The sequence below is a fragment of the Promicromonospora xylanilytica genome (assembly GCF_054782895.1).
Genome location: NZ_BAAGRP010000001.1, coordinates 116,478 through 132,141, shown reverse-complemented (window position 1 = coordinate 132,141; position 15,664 = coordinate 116,478). Strand labels below are relative to the sequence as shown.

Annotated in this window: 14 protein-coding genes; 10 read left to right on the top strand and 4 right to left on the bottom strand. The window is 72.8% G+C overall.

All coding sequences use genetic code 11. The features are described 5' to 3' along the window. Positions 1–80: 80 nt before the first annotated feature. Positions 81–2,111, bottom strand: coding sequence for an acetate--CoA ligase (gene acs, locus ACYVK7_RS00565; protein WP_460885729.1), 2,031 nt, complete (start codon positions 2,109–2,111; stop codon positions 81–83). A gap of 181 nt (positions 2,112–2,292) precedes the next feature. Between acs and ACYVK7_RS00560 the strand changes: the two genes are divergently transcribed. Continuing rightward, positions 2,293–3,384: an NADH:flavin oxidoreductase/NADH oxidase gene (locus tag ACYVK7_RS00560; protein ID WP_460885728.1), complete on the top strand. Its 1,092-nt coding sequence runs from the start codon at positions 2,293–2,295 to the stop codon at positions 3,382–3,384. Positions 3,385–3,898: 514 nt separating this feature from the next. Here the strand turns inward: ACYVK7_RS00560 and ACYVK7_RS00555 are convergent. Next, positions 3,899–4,729: an HAD family hydrolase gene (locus ACYVK7_RS00555; protein ID WP_460885727.1), complete on the bottom strand. Its 831-nt coding sequence runs from the start codon at positions 4,727–4,729 to the stop codon at positions 3,899–3,901. Positions 4,730–5,021: 292 nt separating this feature from the next. Here ACYVK7_RS00555 and ACYVK7_RS00550 point away from each other — a divergent pair, with 292 nt between their 5' ends. From ACYVK7_RS00550 to ACYVK7_RS00510, 9 genes are all read left to right on the top strand, one after another. Further along, positions 5,022–5,810 (top strand): CpaE-like family protein, encoded by a 789-nt coding sequence (locus ACYVK7_RS00550; RefSeq protein ID WP_460885726.1) that lies wholly within the window; start codon positions 5,022–5,024, stop codon positions 5,808–5,810. An 8-nt stretch (positions 5,811–5,818) separates the two neighbouring features. Continuing rightward, positions 5,819–6,967, top strand: a complete 1,149-nt coding sequence (locus tag ACYVK7_RS00545) for a TadA family conjugal transfer-associated ATPase (protein WP_460885725.1) — start codon at positions 5,819–5,821, stop codon at positions 6,965–6,967. A 5-nt stretch (positions 6,968–6,972) separates the two neighbouring features. Continuing rightward, positions 6,973–8,109, top strand: coding sequence for a type II secretion system F family protein (locus ACYVK7_RS00540; RefSeq protein WP_460885724.1), 1,137 nt, complete (start codon positions 6,973–6,975; stop codon positions 8,107–8,109). Positions 8,110–8,343: 234 nt separating this feature from the next. After that, positions 8,344–8,562, top strand: a complete 219-nt coding sequence (locus ACYVK7_RS00535; RefSeq protein WP_460885723.1) for a DUF4244 domain-containing protein — start codon at positions 8,344–8,346, stop codon at positions 8,560–8,562. A 3-nt stretch (positions 8,563–8,565) separates the two neighbouring features. Further along, the gene (locus ACYVK7_RS00530; protein ID WP_460885722.1) at positions 8,566–8,910 is read left to right on the top strand and encodes a TadE family type IV pilus minor pilin; all 345 of its coding nucleotides are present in this window, start codon (positions 8,566–8,568) and stop codon (positions 8,908–8,910) included. Next, positions 8,907–9,320: an Rv3654c family TadE-like protein gene (locus ACYVK7_RS00525; RefSeq protein WP_460885721.1), complete on the top strand. Its 414-nt coding sequence runs from the start codon at positions 8,907–8,909 to the stop codon at positions 9,318–9,320. The genes ACYVK7_RS00530 and ACYVK7_RS00525 overlap by 4 nt, the downstream gene beginning before the upstream one ends. Before the next feature lie 54 nt (positions 9,321–9,374). Beyond that, the gene (locus ACYVK7_RS00520) at positions 9,375–10,355 is read left to right on the top strand and encodes an ABC transporter ATP-binding protein (protein ID WP_460885720.1); all 981 of its coding nucleotides are present in this window, start codon (positions 9,375–9,377) and stop codon (positions 10,353–10,355) included. Beyond that, positions 10,352–11,218 carry an ABC transporter permease gene (locus ACYVK7_RS00515; RefSeq protein WP_460885719.1) on the top strand — a complete coding sequence of 289 codons (867 nt, stop codon included), beginning with the start codon at positions 10,352–10,354 and terminating at the stop codon, positions 11,216–11,218. Before ACYVK7_RS00520 ends, ACYVK7_RS00515 begins: the two co-directional genes overlap by 4 nt. Position 11,219: 1 nt before the next feature. Next, a complete protein-coding gene (locus ACYVK7_RS00510; protein WP_460885718.1) occupies positions 11,220–11,456 on the top strand; it encodes a helix-turn-helix transcriptional regulator in 237 nt (78 codons plus the stop codon). A 25-nt stretch (positions 11,457–11,481) separates the two neighbouring features. On the opposite strand, the gene ACYVK7_RS00505 is transcribed toward ACYVK7_RS00510, so the two are convergent. Continuing rightward, positions 11,482–14,004 (bottom strand): DEAD/DEAH box helicase, encoded by a 2,523-nt coding sequence (locus ACYVK7_RS00505; RefSeq protein WP_460885717.1) that lies wholly within the window; start codon positions 14,002–14,004, stop codon positions 11,482–11,484. Positions 14,005–14,049: 45 nt separating this feature from the next. Beyond that, a complete protein-coding gene (locus tag ACYVK7_RS00500) occupies positions 14,050–15,612 on the bottom strand; it encodes a UDP-N-acetylglucosamine 1-carboxyvinyltransferase (protein ID WP_460885716.1) in 1,563 nt (520 codons plus the stop codon). Positions 15,613–15,664: the final 52 nt, after the last annotated feature.

The window sequence follows — 15,664 nt, the reverse complement described above, 5'->3', positions numbered from 1 at the left end:
AGGTAGTCGTCTGGCGAGGTAGTCACCCGGCAAACGCTGCGTGACTACCTCGCCAGACGACTACCTCGGCGTAGGGAGGGTCAGTCTTCTGACGAGGACGACGGCGCTTGCAGGCCCGCCGTGATCAGGTCCATCACCGAGGAGTCGGCGAGCGTCGTGGCGTCGCCGACGGTCCGGTCCTCGGCGACGTCGCGCAGCAGGCGGCGCATGATCTTGCCCGACCGCGTCTTGGGCAGCTCCGGCACCACGAGAATCTTCTTGGGCTTGGCGATGGGGCCGATCTCCTTGCCCACGTGGTCGCGCAGCTCCTTCTGCACCTCGGCGGCACCCTCCGGCGTCGCCGCCCGGTTCGCGTGGTCGCCGCGCAGGATCACGAAGGCGACGACTGCCTGCCCGGTCGTGTCGTCGGCAGCGCCGACCACGGCGGCCTCCGCCACGATCTCGTGCGACACGAGGGCCGACTCGATCTCCGTGGTGGACAGCCGGTGCCCGGACACATTCATGACGTCGTCCACGCGGCCGAGGAGCCAGATGTCACCGTCGTCGTCCTTCTTGGCGCCGTCGCCGGCGAAGTACAGGCCCTCGAACCGGGACCAGTACGTGTCCTTGTAGCGCTCCAGGTCGCCCCAGATACCACGGAGCATGGAGGGCCACGGCTCGGACAGGACGAGGTAGCCGCCACCACCGTCGGGCACGGGCTTCGCCTCGTCGTCGACGACGGTCGCCGCGATACCGGGCAGCGCGACCTGCGCCGAGCCGGGCTTGGCCGCGGTGACGCCGGGGAGCGGGCTGATCATGATGGCGCCGGTCTCGGTCTGCCACCACGTGTCGACGACCGGGGCGCGGTCGCCGCCGATGACGCGGCGGTACCACATCCAGGCCTCGGGGTTGATGGGCTCGCCCACCGAACCGAGGACGCGCAGGGAGGACAGGTCGAACCCGCCGGGGATGTCGTCGCCCCACTTCATGCAGGTGCGGATCGCCGTCGGCGCGGTGTACAGGATGGAGACCTTGTACTTCTCGATCAGCTCCCACCAGCGGCCGCGGTGCGGCGTGTCGGGCGTGCCCTCGTACAGGACCTGCGTGGCGCCGTTCACGAGCGGTCCGTAGACCACGTACGAGTGCCCGGTGACCCAGCCGATGTCCGCGGTGCACCAGTAGACGTCGGTCTCCGGCTTGAGGTCGAACACGTACTTGTGGGTGTAGGCGGTCTGCGTGAGGTAGCCGCCGGTGGTGTGCAGGATGCCCTTCGGCTTTCCCGTGGTGCCGCTCGTGTACAGGATGAACAGCGGGTGCTCCGCCTCGACCGCCACCGGCTCGTGCTGGTCCGACTCGGCGGCCAGGGCCTCGTGCCACCACACGTCGCGCCCCTCGACCCAGTCCACGTCCTGCTCGGTGCGCCGGACGACCAGCACCTTCCGGACGGTGGTCGGGTCCGCGCCCTCCTTGGGGGCCAGCGCCTCGTCGACGGCGGGCTTGAGGGTCGACGGCGCGCCCCGGCGGAACCCGCCGTCGGCCGTGACCACGAGCGTGGCCTCGGCGTCGGCGATCCGGCTGCGCAGGGCGTCGGCGGAGAAGCCGCCGAAGACGACGGAGTGCGGGGCGCCGATGCGGGCGCACGCGAGCATGGCGACCACGGACTCCACGAGCATCGGCAGGTAGATGACCACACGGTCACCGGTCCCGACACCCAGCGTGGTGAGGGCGTTCGCGGCGCGGGACACCTCCTGTTGGAGGTCGGCGTACGTGACCGTGCGGGTGTCGCCCGGCTCGCCCTCGAAGTGGATGGCCACCCGGTCGCCGTGGCCGGCCTCGACGTGGCGGTCCACCGCGTTGTAGGCGGCGTTCAGCGTCCCGTCCCCGAACCACCGTGCGACCGGCACGCCGCTCCAGTCCAGGGTCTCGGTGAAGGGGGTCTTCCACGTCAGGAGGTCCCTGGCCTGCTCGGCCCAGAACTCCTCGCCGCTCGCCGAGGCCCGCTCGTACAGGTCGCCCTTCGCGTTGGCCTGCGCCGCGAACTCCGCGCTCGGCGGAAAGCTGCGGGTCTCGTGCAGAAGGTTCTCGAGGCTAGGGCCGGATGCCGGGTCCGACGTCGGGTTGGTGTCTGTCACGGTGACCTCCGGTGCGCGTCTTCGCGTTGCGTTCGGGCAGGCACTTGGCGCTGCCTTGACGTTCTCTCTGCCCGGTGAGTGTAGTCCTGGACGGTGACAGTCCTCACAACTCCGTGTCAGGTCGTGAGACAGCGGCGGCCCGGCCCGGAATGGCCTGGCGACCGGCCACGTTGGTGGGGTCGTGAGCCTCCTCCTCGAACCGATCACCCTCCGCGAGCTGTCCGTCCCCAACCGGGTCTGGCTGGCGCCGATGTGCCAGTACTCCGCGTCCGACGGTGTCCCGAACGACTGGCACCTCGTGCACCTCGGCGCACGTGCTGTCGGCGGCTTCGGCCTCGTGATGACGGAGGCCACCGCCGTGGTGCCGGAGGGCCGCATCTCGCCAGAGGACACCGGCATCTGGACCGACGAGCAGGCCGTCGCGTGGAAGCGCATCGTCGACTTCGTGCACGAGCGCGGGGCCCGGATCGGCATCCAGCTCGCCCACGCTGGACGCAAGGCGTCCACCTTCCGGCCGTGGTCCTCCGTGCAGGGCACCGTTCCCGTGGCCGAGGGCGGGTGGCCGACGGTCGGTCCGTCAGCCGCGGCCTTCCCCGGCTACGACCTCCCCGCGGAGATGACGGCCGCCCAGGTCGCGGATGTTCCCGAGCAGTTCGCGGCAGCCGCGCGCCGGGCGCTCGACGCAGGGTTCGACGTGGTCGAGGTGCATGCGGCGCACGGCTACCTGCTCCACCAGTTCCTCTCGCCGCTCGCGAACTCCCGCACGGACGAGTACGGCGGGTCGGCGGAGGGTCGGTCGAGGCTCGTGGAGCAGACGGTGGGGGCAGTGCGGTCCGCCTGGCCGGACGAGCGGCCCCTGCTGGTGCGGCTGTCCGCCACCGACTGGCGTGAGGACGGCCTCGGCGTGGAGGACGTCGCCGCCGTCGCCGGCCGGCTCGGGGCGCTCGGCGCCGACCTGATCGACGTGTCGACCGGCGGTGTCGCGCCGGCGACCATCGCCGTCGGGCCGGGCTACCAGGTGCCGCACGCGCGCCGCGTGCGGGAGGTGTCCGGGCTCCCGGTGAGCGCCGTCGGGCTGATCACCGAGCCGGTCCAGGCCGAGCAGATCCTGGTGGAGGGTTCGGCTGACGCCGTCATGCTCGGCCGCGAGGCGCTGCGCGACCCGTACTGGCCGCTGCGTGCCGCACACACGCTGCGGGAGCAGATCGGGGTGCTACCCGTGGAGTCAGGGGTCGGAATGCAGCCGCAGTACTCGCGTGCGCAGTGGCGCTGACCCGGAGCGAGGACCGGCGAAGCAAGTGAGCTGGGCGTGAATTCCGTGCCTGCGGCGTTTCGGCGCCGAGGGAATGTCGAACGCGGTGATTCTTTTCCGGCTGGCGTGCATTCCGCGAAACGATTCGCCGTGCGGCCGGGCTCCTCGCGTTCTTCCGATCGCGATCCGGAAGTGCGAGGGCCCGGCCACTGCGGTGGCGAGATCTCGGTCCACGAGTACGGCGCCCGGGAGCATCCTCAAGCCGGATACCGCTCTCACCAGCTTGGCGGGGTGACCGTGCACGTCGCTCGCTGTCGATCAGGCCAAGACCTTTTCGACCCCAGGGCACGGTCCCTTCCGCCCTGAATACTTGCTGTGAACACAATCACACTGCCTTCTGGTAACAAAAGCAACCGGAGCGGACTCATCTTCACAATTGCCAATTCCTGTCATGTCGGCAATAGGCTGGGAAAATCCTCGGCCTTGCCATGGCTTGACCTGATGCGGTAGATCAGGCGACCTGTGTGCCTCTGCTTCAGACGCGCCGCGCCCGGCGCCGGGCAGCACGCCAGACCAGCCAGACGGCGACCCCGACAGCCGCCGCGCCGATCACCGCGATGACCGGGACCGGCTCGATGCGCGGGCGCAGCGCGACCGGACGGGTGAACGCGAGGATGCCCCAGCCGGACTGGGTCGCCCGCCGCCGCAGCGCCCGATCAGGATTGACCACGTACGAGTGGCCGACGGCTGCCAGCATCGGCGCGTCGGTGATGGAGTCGGAATAGGCGAAGCTGCGCGCGAGGTCGTACCGCTCTCGGGTGGCGAGCCGCTGGATCCCCACCGCCTTGTTGTCGCCGTAGTTGTAGAAGTCGATCTCGCCGGTGAAGCGGCCGTCCTCGACGGTCATCTGCGTCGAGAGCACGTGGTCGGCGCCGAGCACCGCCGCGATCGGCTCGACCAGCACGGCCGCCGACGCCGACACGACCACCACGTCCCGGCCCGCCGCGTGGTGCTCGGCGATGAGCTCGACCGCCTCCGCGTAGACGTACGGGTCGATGAGCTCGTGCACCGTCTGGGTGACGATCTGCCGGACCTTCGCCACGTCCCAGCCCGTGACCAGCGACGACAGGTGCGCGCGCATCCGCTCCGTCTGGTCGGCGTCGGCATTGCCGATCATGAAGACGAAGTGGGCGTACGCGCTGCGCAGCACATCGGCGTGCGAGAGGAGCCCGCCCGCGAGGAAGGGCTTCGAGAACGCCGCCGACGAGCTGGTGGCGATGATCGTCTTGTCGAGGTCGAAGAACGCCGCCGTACGCGGAGCGTGCGGCAGCCGTCGAGTGGCGATCTGGGGAACCTGCTCGGTCACGCGACGAGCCTAACGGGGCTGACCCACCGGAGGGCTTCTCCCACGGTGTGTTCCGCGGCCCGGACGAAAACTCGTCGGCCCGACGCGCAGACCCTGGTCACGGCGGCACCGTCGAGGGAGCCCGACCACAAGCGCCACATTCCCCAGGCTGTGCACAGCCGCGCCGGCGGCGGCACCTGGCCAGGCCACCGCACGTCCAACCTGGTTGCGGAGCCCGGGCAGTCCGCCCGGGCCACGGACCGGGCCGGGCGCCTGGTGGACGCCCGGACCACCCGGGCAGGAGGAGGCGGCGATGGTCAGCACAGAGGGTGGCATGACACCGGAGCCCGGGCGGATGATCGGCGTGGTCGGGGCGTGCGGTGGAGCCGGTGCGTCGGTGGTTGCCGCGTGCGTTGCCCACGGCCTGCGCCGGAGCGGTGAGCGCGCCACGCTCGTCGACCTCGACGCGCACGCACCGGGCACGGAGCTGCTCCTGGGGACCGACGGCGAGCGCGGCGCCCGCTGGCCGGACCTGGTCGGGGCACGCGGAGAGGTCGAGGGCACGGGCGTGGTGGCGGCCTTGCCCCGCTGGGGTCTCGTGCCGGTGCTGAGTGGCACGGCAGCCGGCACTCCGCCGGACGACGACGTGGTGCTCGACGTGTGCCGCGGGCTGGTCCGGGCGGGCGAGACGCTGGTGCTCGACCTGCCGCGCCCGGGGGCCTGGGGTACCGCCACGCGGCGCGGGACCGGAGCGGCCGCAGAGGCGCCGGGCAGTGACGGCCTGGCCGTGCCCACCCTGCTGGCCCGCTGTGAGACGGCGCTGCTCGTCGTGCCGCTGACGCTTCCTGCGACCGTCGGCGCCCAGCGGGTACGTGACGCCCTGCGCGGGGCCGGCGTGCCGGACGTGCGGGTCGTCGTGCGGGGCCCTGCGCCGGGATCGGTCGACGCGGACGACGTGTCCGCCGCCCTCGGGCTGCTGGTCGTCGCGGAGCTGGGCCGGGACGCCGGTCTCGCCCGGGCGGTCGAGCGCGGCGATGGCCCGGCGGTGTCGCACCGGGCCGTGCTCGGACGGTTCGCGACCGACATCGCGGGTGCCCTGTGAACGCACCGGTGGGTGAGGCCACTCTGCTCGACGACGTCCGTGCGCGCCTCGCGACCGGCCGCACCGGCGCGGGCAGGGCCGTTCGTGACGCGGTACGGGACTCCGGACGGGTGCTCGGGTCGGACGCGCTCCGGGACCTGGAGAGCGCCGCCCGCGCCGAGCTCACCGGCGCCGGGCCGCTGCAGGCACTGCTCGACGCGCCGGACGTGACCGACGTGCTGGTCAACGGCCCCGCCGACGTGTGGGTCGACCGCGGTGCGGGGCTCGAGCGGGCCCCGGTGCGCCTCGGTACGGCCGGTGAGGTCCGAGCGCTCGCGGTCCGGCTCGCCGCGCTCGGCGGCCAGCGGCTCGACGACGCGTGCCCGACCGTCGACGCGCGCCTGCCCGACGGCACCCGCCTGCACGCGGTACTCGAACCCCTCGCCGAGACGGGTGCAGTGATCTCGCTGCGTGTGCTCCGGAACCGCGCGTTCACGCTCGACGAGCTCGTCGCCGGCGGGGCCCTGCCGAGCCAGTGGGCGGGCCTGCTGCGCGCGCTCGTGCTGCGCCGGGCGAACGTACTGGTCAGCGGAGGTACGGGCACCGGGAAGACGACCTTGCTCGCCGCCCTGCTCTCCCTGGTGCCCGGCAACGAGCGCGTGGTGACGGTCGAGGAGGCGCGTGAGCTCCGGCCGGCGCACCCGCACGCTGTGCACCTCGCCGCCCGGCGTGCCAACGTCGAGGGCGCCGGCGCGGTGGGTCTCGCGGACCTCGTGCGCAACGCGCTGCGCATGCGACCCGACCGGATAGTGCTCGGTGAGTGCAGGGGCGCCGAGGTGCGTGAGGTGCTCATGGCGATGAACACGGGGCACGACGGGGGGTTCGCGACCCTCCACGCCAACGCCGTGGCCGTCGTGCCAGCCCGGCTGGAGGCGCTCGCCGGGCTGGCCGGGATGACTCGCGAAGCGGTGGCCGCCCAGGCGGCCGGCGCGCTGGACGTGGTGCTCCACCTGCGGCGCTCGCACGGTGCGCGGTACCTGGCGGAGATCGGTCTGGTCGGGCGCACGCCGGGCGGAGAGCTCGAGGTGCGGACCGTCGCACGGTGGGACGGCAGCGGCGCTTGTGTGGTCGAACCGGCGGGGTGGACAGAGCTGGCAGGCAGGTACGGGCCGTGGTGAGGGCGATGGCGCCGCTCGGCGTGGGGCTGCTGGTCGCGCTCGGTGCCTGGCTCGTGCTGGCGCGGGGCGGGCGCCGCCTGGCGGAGGTGCTCGACACGGCGGGCCGAGGTGCCGACCGGGGCCGGGCAGCCGGCTCGGAACCGCCGGCCGGTACCGATCTGGTGCCCGACGGCACGGTCCCGGTGCGGCAGAGCCGCGCGCGCCGAGCGGGGAGCAGCCCAGGCGACGCCGTCCGTGTGGTCCTGATGCAGGTGGTCGCGCTGCTCCGGGCCGGGTCGTCGCCCGGGCCGGCCTGGTCCCGCGCCGCGGGCGTCGGCGCCGACCTCACGGGCGTGCCGGACGTCGGAGGGCTCGCCGGGGTGCTCGGCCTCCGGCACGCGGAGGCGGTGGTGGCGGCGACCCGGCTCGCACTCGACGTCGGCGCACCACTCGGACGGGTCCTCGAGCAGGTCGCCGGAACGCTCGTCGCGGAGGCCGAGTCGAGGGCGGAGCGGGACGCCGCGCTCGCCGGTCCGCGCACCACGGGGCGGCTGCTCATGTGGTTGCCGGTCGCCGGTGGGTTCCTCGGGTGGGGGCTCGGCGCCGACCCGGTGGCGACGGCGACGGACGGTGGCGTCGGCTCGCTGGCGGTGGGTCTCGGTCTGGTGCTGCTCGTGGCCGGCCGCGTCTGGTCGGACCGCCTGGTAGCCGCGGCGCGGGGCGCCGACGGTCCCGGCGTGGACATCCAGGTCGTGCTGGAGCTCGTGGCCGCCGCTGTCCGCTCGGGCGCCGGGGTGCCACGGGCGCTGGAGGCGACCGGCGCGGCGGTCGGCGGTCCCGACGGCGCCGTGCTCACCAGGGCCGGTCACGCCCTCGTGCTCGGAGCGACCTGGGAGCGCGCGTGGGCCGGTTCCCCGCCGGGCCTCGACCCGATGGTCCGGGCACTGCGCGGCGCCTGGCTGGACGGCGCCGCGCCGGGCGAGGCACTCCGGGCGGCAGGCGAGGAGGTGCGGCACGAGCGGCGCGGCACGGCCAGGACCGCGGCAGCCCGGCTCGGGGTGCGGCTCGTGCTCCCGCTGGGCACGTGCTATCTGCCGGCGTTCGTGCTGGTCGGGCTGGTCCCCGTGCTGCTGGCGCTGGGGATCGACCTGCTCGCCGGCTGAGGGTGCGGCCACGGCGGTTCGGAGACGTGGGAACCGCCGCTCGCTCGGCAACCAGAACTTCGGCGTGCTGACACACGCCGACGCCGACCGCCGCACGGCGGTCGGGGCCCGCGCCAGCGGGCCGGACAGCGGCTCGTAGCGACGAGCCCGACACAGCCGGCCCGCAGGAGCGGGCCGGACAAGAGGGCCCGCGTGCGGGCCGGATGCCCGGACACGGGCGGAGACGGAGGAGACATGACGATGACGACGGCGGTGGCTTGCCCCGAACCGGAGGACCGGTCGCAGGCGGAGGCCGACGAGCGCGAGTCGGAGCGAGGGCTGGCGACCGCGGAGTACGCGATCGCGACGCTCGCCGCTGCCGGGTTCGCCGGTGCGCTGCTGGCCATCCTGAAGGGCGGCGACGTGAAGGCGATGCTCACGTCGCTGGTCCAGTCGGCGCTCTCGATCGGCTGACTCATGGCGCAGCGTGAGTCGGAGCGGGGCACGGTCACGGCGGAGCTGGCCATCGGGCTGCCTGTCGTGGTTCTCGTGCTCGTCGCCGTGCTCACCCTCGCGGCCGCGTCCACGGCGCAGATGCGCGCCATGGACGCGGCCCGCGCGGGGGCGCGGGCCGTCGCGATCGGAGAGCAGGACGCCGCGGTGAGCGCGGCCGTCGCGAAGGTGGGCGGGCCGGAGGCCGAGCTGGCGCTCGCGCACGAGGGCCGCTGGGTGCGTGTGACGGTCACACGGCCGGTGGCGGGTGGCTGGTTGTCCGGACCGCTACGCGCCACGGGGACGGCGGCGGCGTGGGTCGAGCCGTGACCGCGGGGCCGCGGGCGACGGGTCGGTCCGGCCGCGAGTCCGAGCGCGGTGCGGGCACGGTCCTGGTTCTCGGGATCGTCGGCGTGGTCCTGCTGCTCGCGGCGGGGATCGCGGCGCTGGGCGCCGCCCAGAACGCGCGTGGGGCGGCGCAGGCCGCTGCCGACCTAGGAGCCCTCGCGGGAGCCACCGCGCTGCGGGACGGATTCGAACCGTGTGCCACCGCCGGCGCCGCTGTAGGGCGCAACGGAGCCGAGCTCGCTTCGTGCGAGGTGCTCGGCGGGGGCGTGGTCCGCGTCGTGGCCGAGCGTGCGGCGGGCGGTCCAGGAGGCGCGCTCGGACGAGCCAGTGCCTCGGCACGAGCCGGTCCCCGTATCGAGGGGGCCGCGACACTCGACACGAAAAGTGGATGACATGGATCTCGTACGGGTCGTAGTATTCCTGCTATGAAAAGTATGGAGGATGCAATGAGTGCGCAGAAGGCACCTCCGCCGTCGGGCGCGGCACTCGATGTGCGCGACCTGCGCATGCGCTACGGGACCAAGGACGTGCTCACCGGCGTCTCGTTCGCGGCGGACCGAGGGGAGGTGCTCGCCCTGCTCGGCCCCAACGGTGCGGGCAAGACCACCACCATCGAGATTCTCGAGGGCTTCCGCATGCGGTCGGCCGGCGAGGTATCGGTGCTCGGTGAGGATCCCGCGCACGCCGGCGAGGCCTGGCGTGCACGGCTGGGCGTGGTGCTCCAGTCGTGGCGGGACCACGGCAGGTGGCGGGTGCGGGACCTGCTCGGCTACCTCGCGCGGTTCTACACCCCCTACTCGACCGGCGACGTGGCGCGACCGTGGGACGTGGACGAGCTGATCCAGGTCGTCGGCCTCGCGGAGCACACGCGTGCGAAGATCCAGACCCTTTCGGGAGGGCAGCGACGGCGGCTGGACGTGGCGATCGGGATCGTGGGCCGGCCGGAGCTCGTCTTTCTCGACGAGCCGACCGCAGGTTTCGACCCGCACGCCCGCCGCGAGTTCCACGACCTGGTGCACCGGCTGGCCGACTTCGAGAACACGACCATCCTGCTCACCACGCACGACCTCGACGAGGCCGAGAAGCTGGCCGACCGGATCATCGTGCTGGACGGGGGAAAGATCGTCGCCAACGGCTCCGCCGAGCAGCTCGCGCGCGAGCTGACCACCCAGGCGGAGGTGCGTTGGACGGCCGAGGGCCAGAGGCACGTCCACGCCGTGACCGAGGGCGATCCCACGGGCTTCGTCCGCGACCTGCTGGCCCGCGACGACGGCGTCACCGACCTGGAGGTCAGGCGGGCCAGCCTCGAGGACACGTACATGTCACTCGTCCACCGGGCCGAGACCGAGCGCCCCGAGGCCGAGCGCCCCGAGACCGACCGGCCCGGGACCGACCGGCCCGGGCAGACCGAGGAGGTGCCGTCATGACCACGGCCACGCAGGCAGAGGCCCGATGGGCGGCCGTACGCGCCGGGCTGTCCCGCGGCTGGCTCGAGACCAAGTACTCGATCCAGGAGCCTGGCGACCTCGTCTGGAACCTGGCGTTCCCGGTCATCTACCTCGTCGTCCTGCTGTTCATGCGGGGCAGCACGGTGCCGGGCACGGACATCGCGCTGGGCGCCATGGTGCTGCCGAGCCTCGTCGGCATGTCGATCGGGTTCGGCGGGCTCACAGGGCCGGCCAGCACGATCGTCGTCGACCGGGAGGACGGCACGCTGCTGCGGGCGAAGGCGACCCCGAACGGGATGATCGGCTACCTCGTCGGCAAGATCCTGATGTTCGCGCTGACCACGGTGGTCAGCCTGGTCGCCCTCGTGATCCCGGCCTTCGCGGTGGCAGGGGACCTGCGCCTGGACGTCCGCACCTGGGTCCTGCTGATCCTCATCTTCCTCGTCGGGATGGTCGCCACCGTCCCGATCAGCGTCGCGCTCGGCTCGCTGCTCAAGCGCGCCTCGCAGACCGGGCTGCTGTTCCTCGGGTCGATGCTGCTCATCGTGCCGTCGGGGATCTTCTACCCGATCACCGCTCTGCCCGAATGGCTGCAGTGGGTGGGGCAGGCGTTCCCCTACTACTGGCTCGGGCTCGGCGCCCGCTCGGCGATGCTCCCGGACGCGATGGCGTCGGTCGAGATCGGCGAGTCGTGGCGCACGGTGGAGATGTTCGCGGTTCTCGGCGCCTGGGCGGTCCTGGGTATGGTGCTCGCGCCGATCGTGCTCCGCAGGATGGCCCGGCGGGAGTCGGGCTCCACGGTGGCGGCGGCACGGGAGCGATACATGAGCCAGGGGTACTGAGTTGGTCGCAGAGCAGTCCGACGTCGTCCACAACCGCATCGCGATGCTGCGGGCCGAACGCGGCGTCTCGCGGCGTGAGCTCGCCGAGGCGCTCGGGGTGCACTACCAGACGGTCGGGTACCTCGAGCGTGGCGAGTACAGCCCTTCGCTGCACCTCGCGCTGCGGATCGCGGAGTACTTCGACGTCGCCGTCGAGGTCGTGTTCTCGACCACCCCGTTCAAGCGGCTCGGCGAGTAGTGGCAGCGGCGGCGGGCAGAGGACGTCAGGGGGCGTGGGACAGCACGGCGTCCAGGAGTCGTACCGCGGCCGCCTTGTCCAGCGGCGCGTTGTACGAACCGCACTTCGGGGACTGCACGCACGCGGGGCACCCGTCCGCGCAGGGGCAGGCGGCGATCGCGTCACGGGTGGCCGCGAGCCACGTCGCACCCAGGTGGAAGGCCCGCTCCGCGAAACCCGCGCCGCCCGGGTAGGCGTCGTACACGAACACGGTCGCCTCGCCGGTGTCCGGGTGCAGCTCGGTGGACACCCCACCCAGGTCCCAGCGGTCGCACGTCGCGAGCAGCGGCAGCAGCCCGATCGACGCGTGCTCGGCGGCATGCAGGGCGCCCGGCGTCTCCTCGGGGGAGACGCCGGCGGCCCGCAGCACGAACTCCGGCACCGACCACCACACCGCGACGGTGCCGAGGGTGTGTTCCGGCAGCTCGAGCTGCTCCGTGCCGAGCACCTGCATGTCCGGCACGCGGCGGCGCTGAAAGCTCACCACCTGCGACGTCACCTCGACGGGCCCGAGTCCCCACGTGACGGGACCCCACTCCCGGGTGACGAGGTCGTGGCCGGGGCCGTCGTCCGCGTCCCCGTCGGTTCCGGTGGCGTCGGCCGCCTCGTCGTCCCAGCCCTCGATGGCGACCGACATGACCGAGCGGGACCAGGTCCCGTAGTCGAGCCTGCGCCGCTGCACGACGGCGGTGTGGTCGGCCAGGTCGAGGTGCGTCACCACGTACGTGGTGCCCTGGTGCACGTAGACGGCGCCGTCGTGGACCTGGCCGTCCGCCGACGCCGCGTCGACGGTGCCCAGCATGCGGCCCGTGCCCTGCTCCACGACGCGGACGGGCGACCCGCCGGCCCCGCGCAGGTCGGTGAGACCCGCCGCGGCCTGGTGGTGTGTCCAGTACCACCCGGACGTCCTGCGCCGGAGCGCGCCGCGGGCGACCAGCACCTCCAGGATGCCGCGCACGTGGGCGGTATCGCCGAACGCCGCGAGGTCCTCCGAGCGCAGCGGCGCCTCCTGGGCCGCCGCGCACAGGTGCGGCGCGAGCACGTGCGGGTTCGCGGGGTCGAAGACCGTCGCCTCGAGCGGGGCTTCGAACACCGCCTCCGGATGGGTCACGAGGTAGGTGTCCAGCGGGTCCTCGCGGGCGACGAAGGCGACCAGGCCGTCCGCTCCCGCACGCCCGGCGCGGCCGGCCTGCTGCCACAGCGACATGCGCGTGCCCGGCCACCCGGCGATGAGCACCGCGTCCAGGCCGGAGATGTCCACGCCCAGCTCCAGGGCATTGGTCGTCGCGAGGCCGAGCAGGTCTCCGGTGCGCAGCGACTGCTCCAGCTCGCGGCGTTCCTCCGGGAGGTAGCCGCCCCGGTAGGCGGCGATCCGGCGGGCGGCGTCCGGCGCGGCGTGCCGGAGGTGGTCGCGGGCCTGCTGCGCCACCGACTCGGCGCCCCGCCGGGACCGTGTGAACGCCAGGCTTCGTGCTCCGGCGGCGGACAGGTCCGCGAGCAGGTCGGCCACCTCCGCGGTGGCGGACCGGCGAGGGTGTTCCGGCGGAGCCTCTGCCGCCACGGGCGCGGCCTCGGGGTCGGGCCCGGGGTCGGTCCCGGGCACCGCCCAAGGGTCCGCCTCGGTGGGGTCGGCCGGCCGCCAGCCCGCGATCTCCGGTGGCTGCCAGAGCACCACGGTGCGGCGTCCGGAGGGTGACGCGTCGTCGGTGACCGCGGTGACGTCGTCGGGCGTCACACCGATGAGGCGGGCAGCGCCGACCGCGGGCTCCGCCGTCGTCGCCGAGGCGACGACGAACGTGGGGGAGCCCTCGCCGTACCGCGCCGCGAGGCGGGCGAGCCGCCGCAGCACCAGGGAGACGTGCGCGCCGAAGACGCCGCGGTAGGCGTGCCCCTCGTCGACGACGACGTACCGCAGCCCCTTCAGCAGCCGTGACCAGCGGCGATGGTTCGGCAGCAGGGCGTAGTGCAGGAAGTCCGGGTTGGTCAGGACGACGTCGGCGTGGTCCTGCACCCAGGAGCGTTCCTCGCGCGAGGTGTCGCCGTCGCACGTCGCGACACGGACGTCCCGGGTGCCCGCCGCGTCGAGGACCCGTTCGAGTGCGCTCAGCTGGTCGGCGGCCAGCGCCTTGGTGGGGCTGAGATAGATCGTCGTGGGGCGCACGTGCGCAGACTCGATGTTGCCGGGATCCAGCGTGGCGGCCGCCGCCGCGGTCCGGACGGCGGACAGCGCCGGCAGCCAGAACGCCAGCGACTTGCCCGATCCCGTCGACGTCGCGAGAGCCGTGTGCCTGCCCTGGTGCACGAGGTCGGCGGCGACCGCCTGGTGCGTCCACGGCCGGTCGACGCCGAGCCGCCGGTACCCCTGCACCACTGTCGCGTCCGCCCAGCGGGGCCAGTCCGCGTGCTCCGCCGTGCGCTCGGGGAACGTGCGCGACGCCGTGAGCCGTTCGGCGCGGGAGCCCCCGGCGAGGAGCACCTCGAGGAGGGGGTGGGTGGGGACGTCGGACACGCTGGACAGTGTCGCACCCGAGCCGACGTCCCCTCCGGGACCCGCTCAGTCGCGGAAGGTCTCGATCCGCGCGCCGAGCTCGATGAGGCGCTCGGCCAGCTGCTCGTAGCCGCGGGCGATGATGTCGACGTCGCGCAGCACCGACGTCCCCGTGGAAGCGAGCATCCCGAGCAGGATGACGACGGCAGGGCGCAGAGCAGGCGGGCAGCTCACCTCGGCGCCGCGCCAGCGCGTCGGGCCGGTGACCTGGAGCCGGTGGGCGTCCATGAGCTGCACGTCGGCACCGAGGCGGGTGAGGTCCGTGAGATGGATGGCGCGGTTCTCGTAGACCCAGTCGTGGATGAGCGTGCTACCGGTGGCCCGCGCCGCGATGACGGCGAAGAACGGCAGGTTGTCGATGTTCAGGCCGGGGAACGGCATGGAGTGGATCTTGTCGATCGGGGCGCGCAGCTCGCTCGGGTGCACCGTGACGTCGACCAGGCGCGTGCGGCCGTTGTACGCGACGTACTCCGGGCTGAGGGTGTACTGCTGGCCCATCTCGGCGAGGGTCGCGAGCTCGATCTCCATGAACTCGATCGGCACCCGCGACACGGTGATCTCGGACCCGGTCACGATCCCCGCGGTCAGCAGGCTCATCGCCTCGACCGGGTCCTCGGAGACGGTGTACTCCACGTCCGTCTCGAACCGCGTGCGGCCCTGTACGCGCAGGGTGGTGGTGCCGATGCCCTCGATCCGCACGCCCAGCAGCTCCAGGTAGAAGCACAGGTCCTGGACCATGTAGTTGGGGCTCGCGTTGCGGATGGTGGTCACGGCGTCACGCCCTGCGGCCGCCATCAGCGCGTTCTCGGTGACGGTGTCACCGCGCTCGGTGAGCACGATCGAGAGGTCCCCGGTGCCGGGGGTGACCGTCGCCTGGTAGTGCCCGGTGGTCGCGACGACGTCGAGCCCGAACGGGCGCAACGCGATCATGTGCGGCTCGACCGTGCGCGTACCGAGGTCGCACCCGCCGGCGTAGGGGAGCTTGAAGTCCGGCTCGAGTCCGAGGAGCGGGCCGAAGAACATGATGATCGAACGGGTCCGCACCGCGGCGTCGACGTCGATGGCGGCCAGGTCGAGCTTCTCGGGGCGGACGATCTCGAGGTCGCGTCCGTTCGGGGCCCAGGTGGCGCGCACACCGATGGAGCGCAGCACGTCGAGGATTCGGTCCACCTCGACGATCCGGGCGACGTTGCGCAGCACCGTGCGGCCGTGGTTGAGGAGCGAGGCGCACAGCAGGGCCACGGCGCCGTTCTTGGACGAGTTCACCTCGATCGTCCCTGAGAGCTGGTGCCCGCCCTCGATGCGAAGATGGGTTCGCTTGGCGGCGCCGGCAGTGATGAGCTCGGAGTCGAGAGCGGCACTGATCCGGCCGATCATCTCAAGACTGAGATTCTGGGCACCCTGCTCGATCCGGTGCACGGCGCTCTGGCTCGTGTTCAGCCGTTCGGCGAGCTGGGCCTGGGTCAGTCCACGGTGCTGACGGGCACCACGGACCAGGGATCCTACCTGAGCGGCATCCACCACGGGAATCGATCCGGTGAGTGGGCGGTCGGGGCTGGCGATAGTCACGATGACGACTGTAACTCATATGTGAGATACGGCCACCGTTGGTCGCCGACAT

Excerpts from the sequence above, each read along its gene's own strand:
- ACYVK7_RS00550 (WP_460885726.1), top strand. The coding sequence starts at position 5,022 with ATGGTCAGCACAGAGGGTGGCATGACACCGGAGCCCGGGCGGATGATC.
- ACYVK7_RS00540 (WP_460885724.1), top strand. The coding sequence starts at position 6,973 with ATGGCGCCGCTCGGCGTGGGGCTGCTGGTCGCGCTCGGTGCCTGGCTC.
- ACYVK7_RS00535 (WP_460885723.1), top strand. The coding sequence starts at position 8,344 with ATGACGATGACGACGGCGGTGGCTTGCCCCGAACCGGAGGACCGGTCG.
- ACYVK7_RS00530 (WP_460885722.1), top strand. The coding sequence starts at position 8,566 with ATGGCGCAGCGTGAGTCGGAGCGGGGCACGGTCACGGCGGAGCTGGCC.
- ACYVK7_RS00520 (WP_460885720.1), top strand. The coding sequence starts at position 9,375 with ATGAGTGCGCAGAAGGCACCTCCGCCGTCGGGCGCGGCACTCGATGTG.
- ACYVK7_RS00515 (WP_460885719.1), top strand. The coding sequence starts at position 10,352 with ATGACCACGGCCACGCAGGCAGAGGCCCGATGGGCGGCCGTACGCGCC.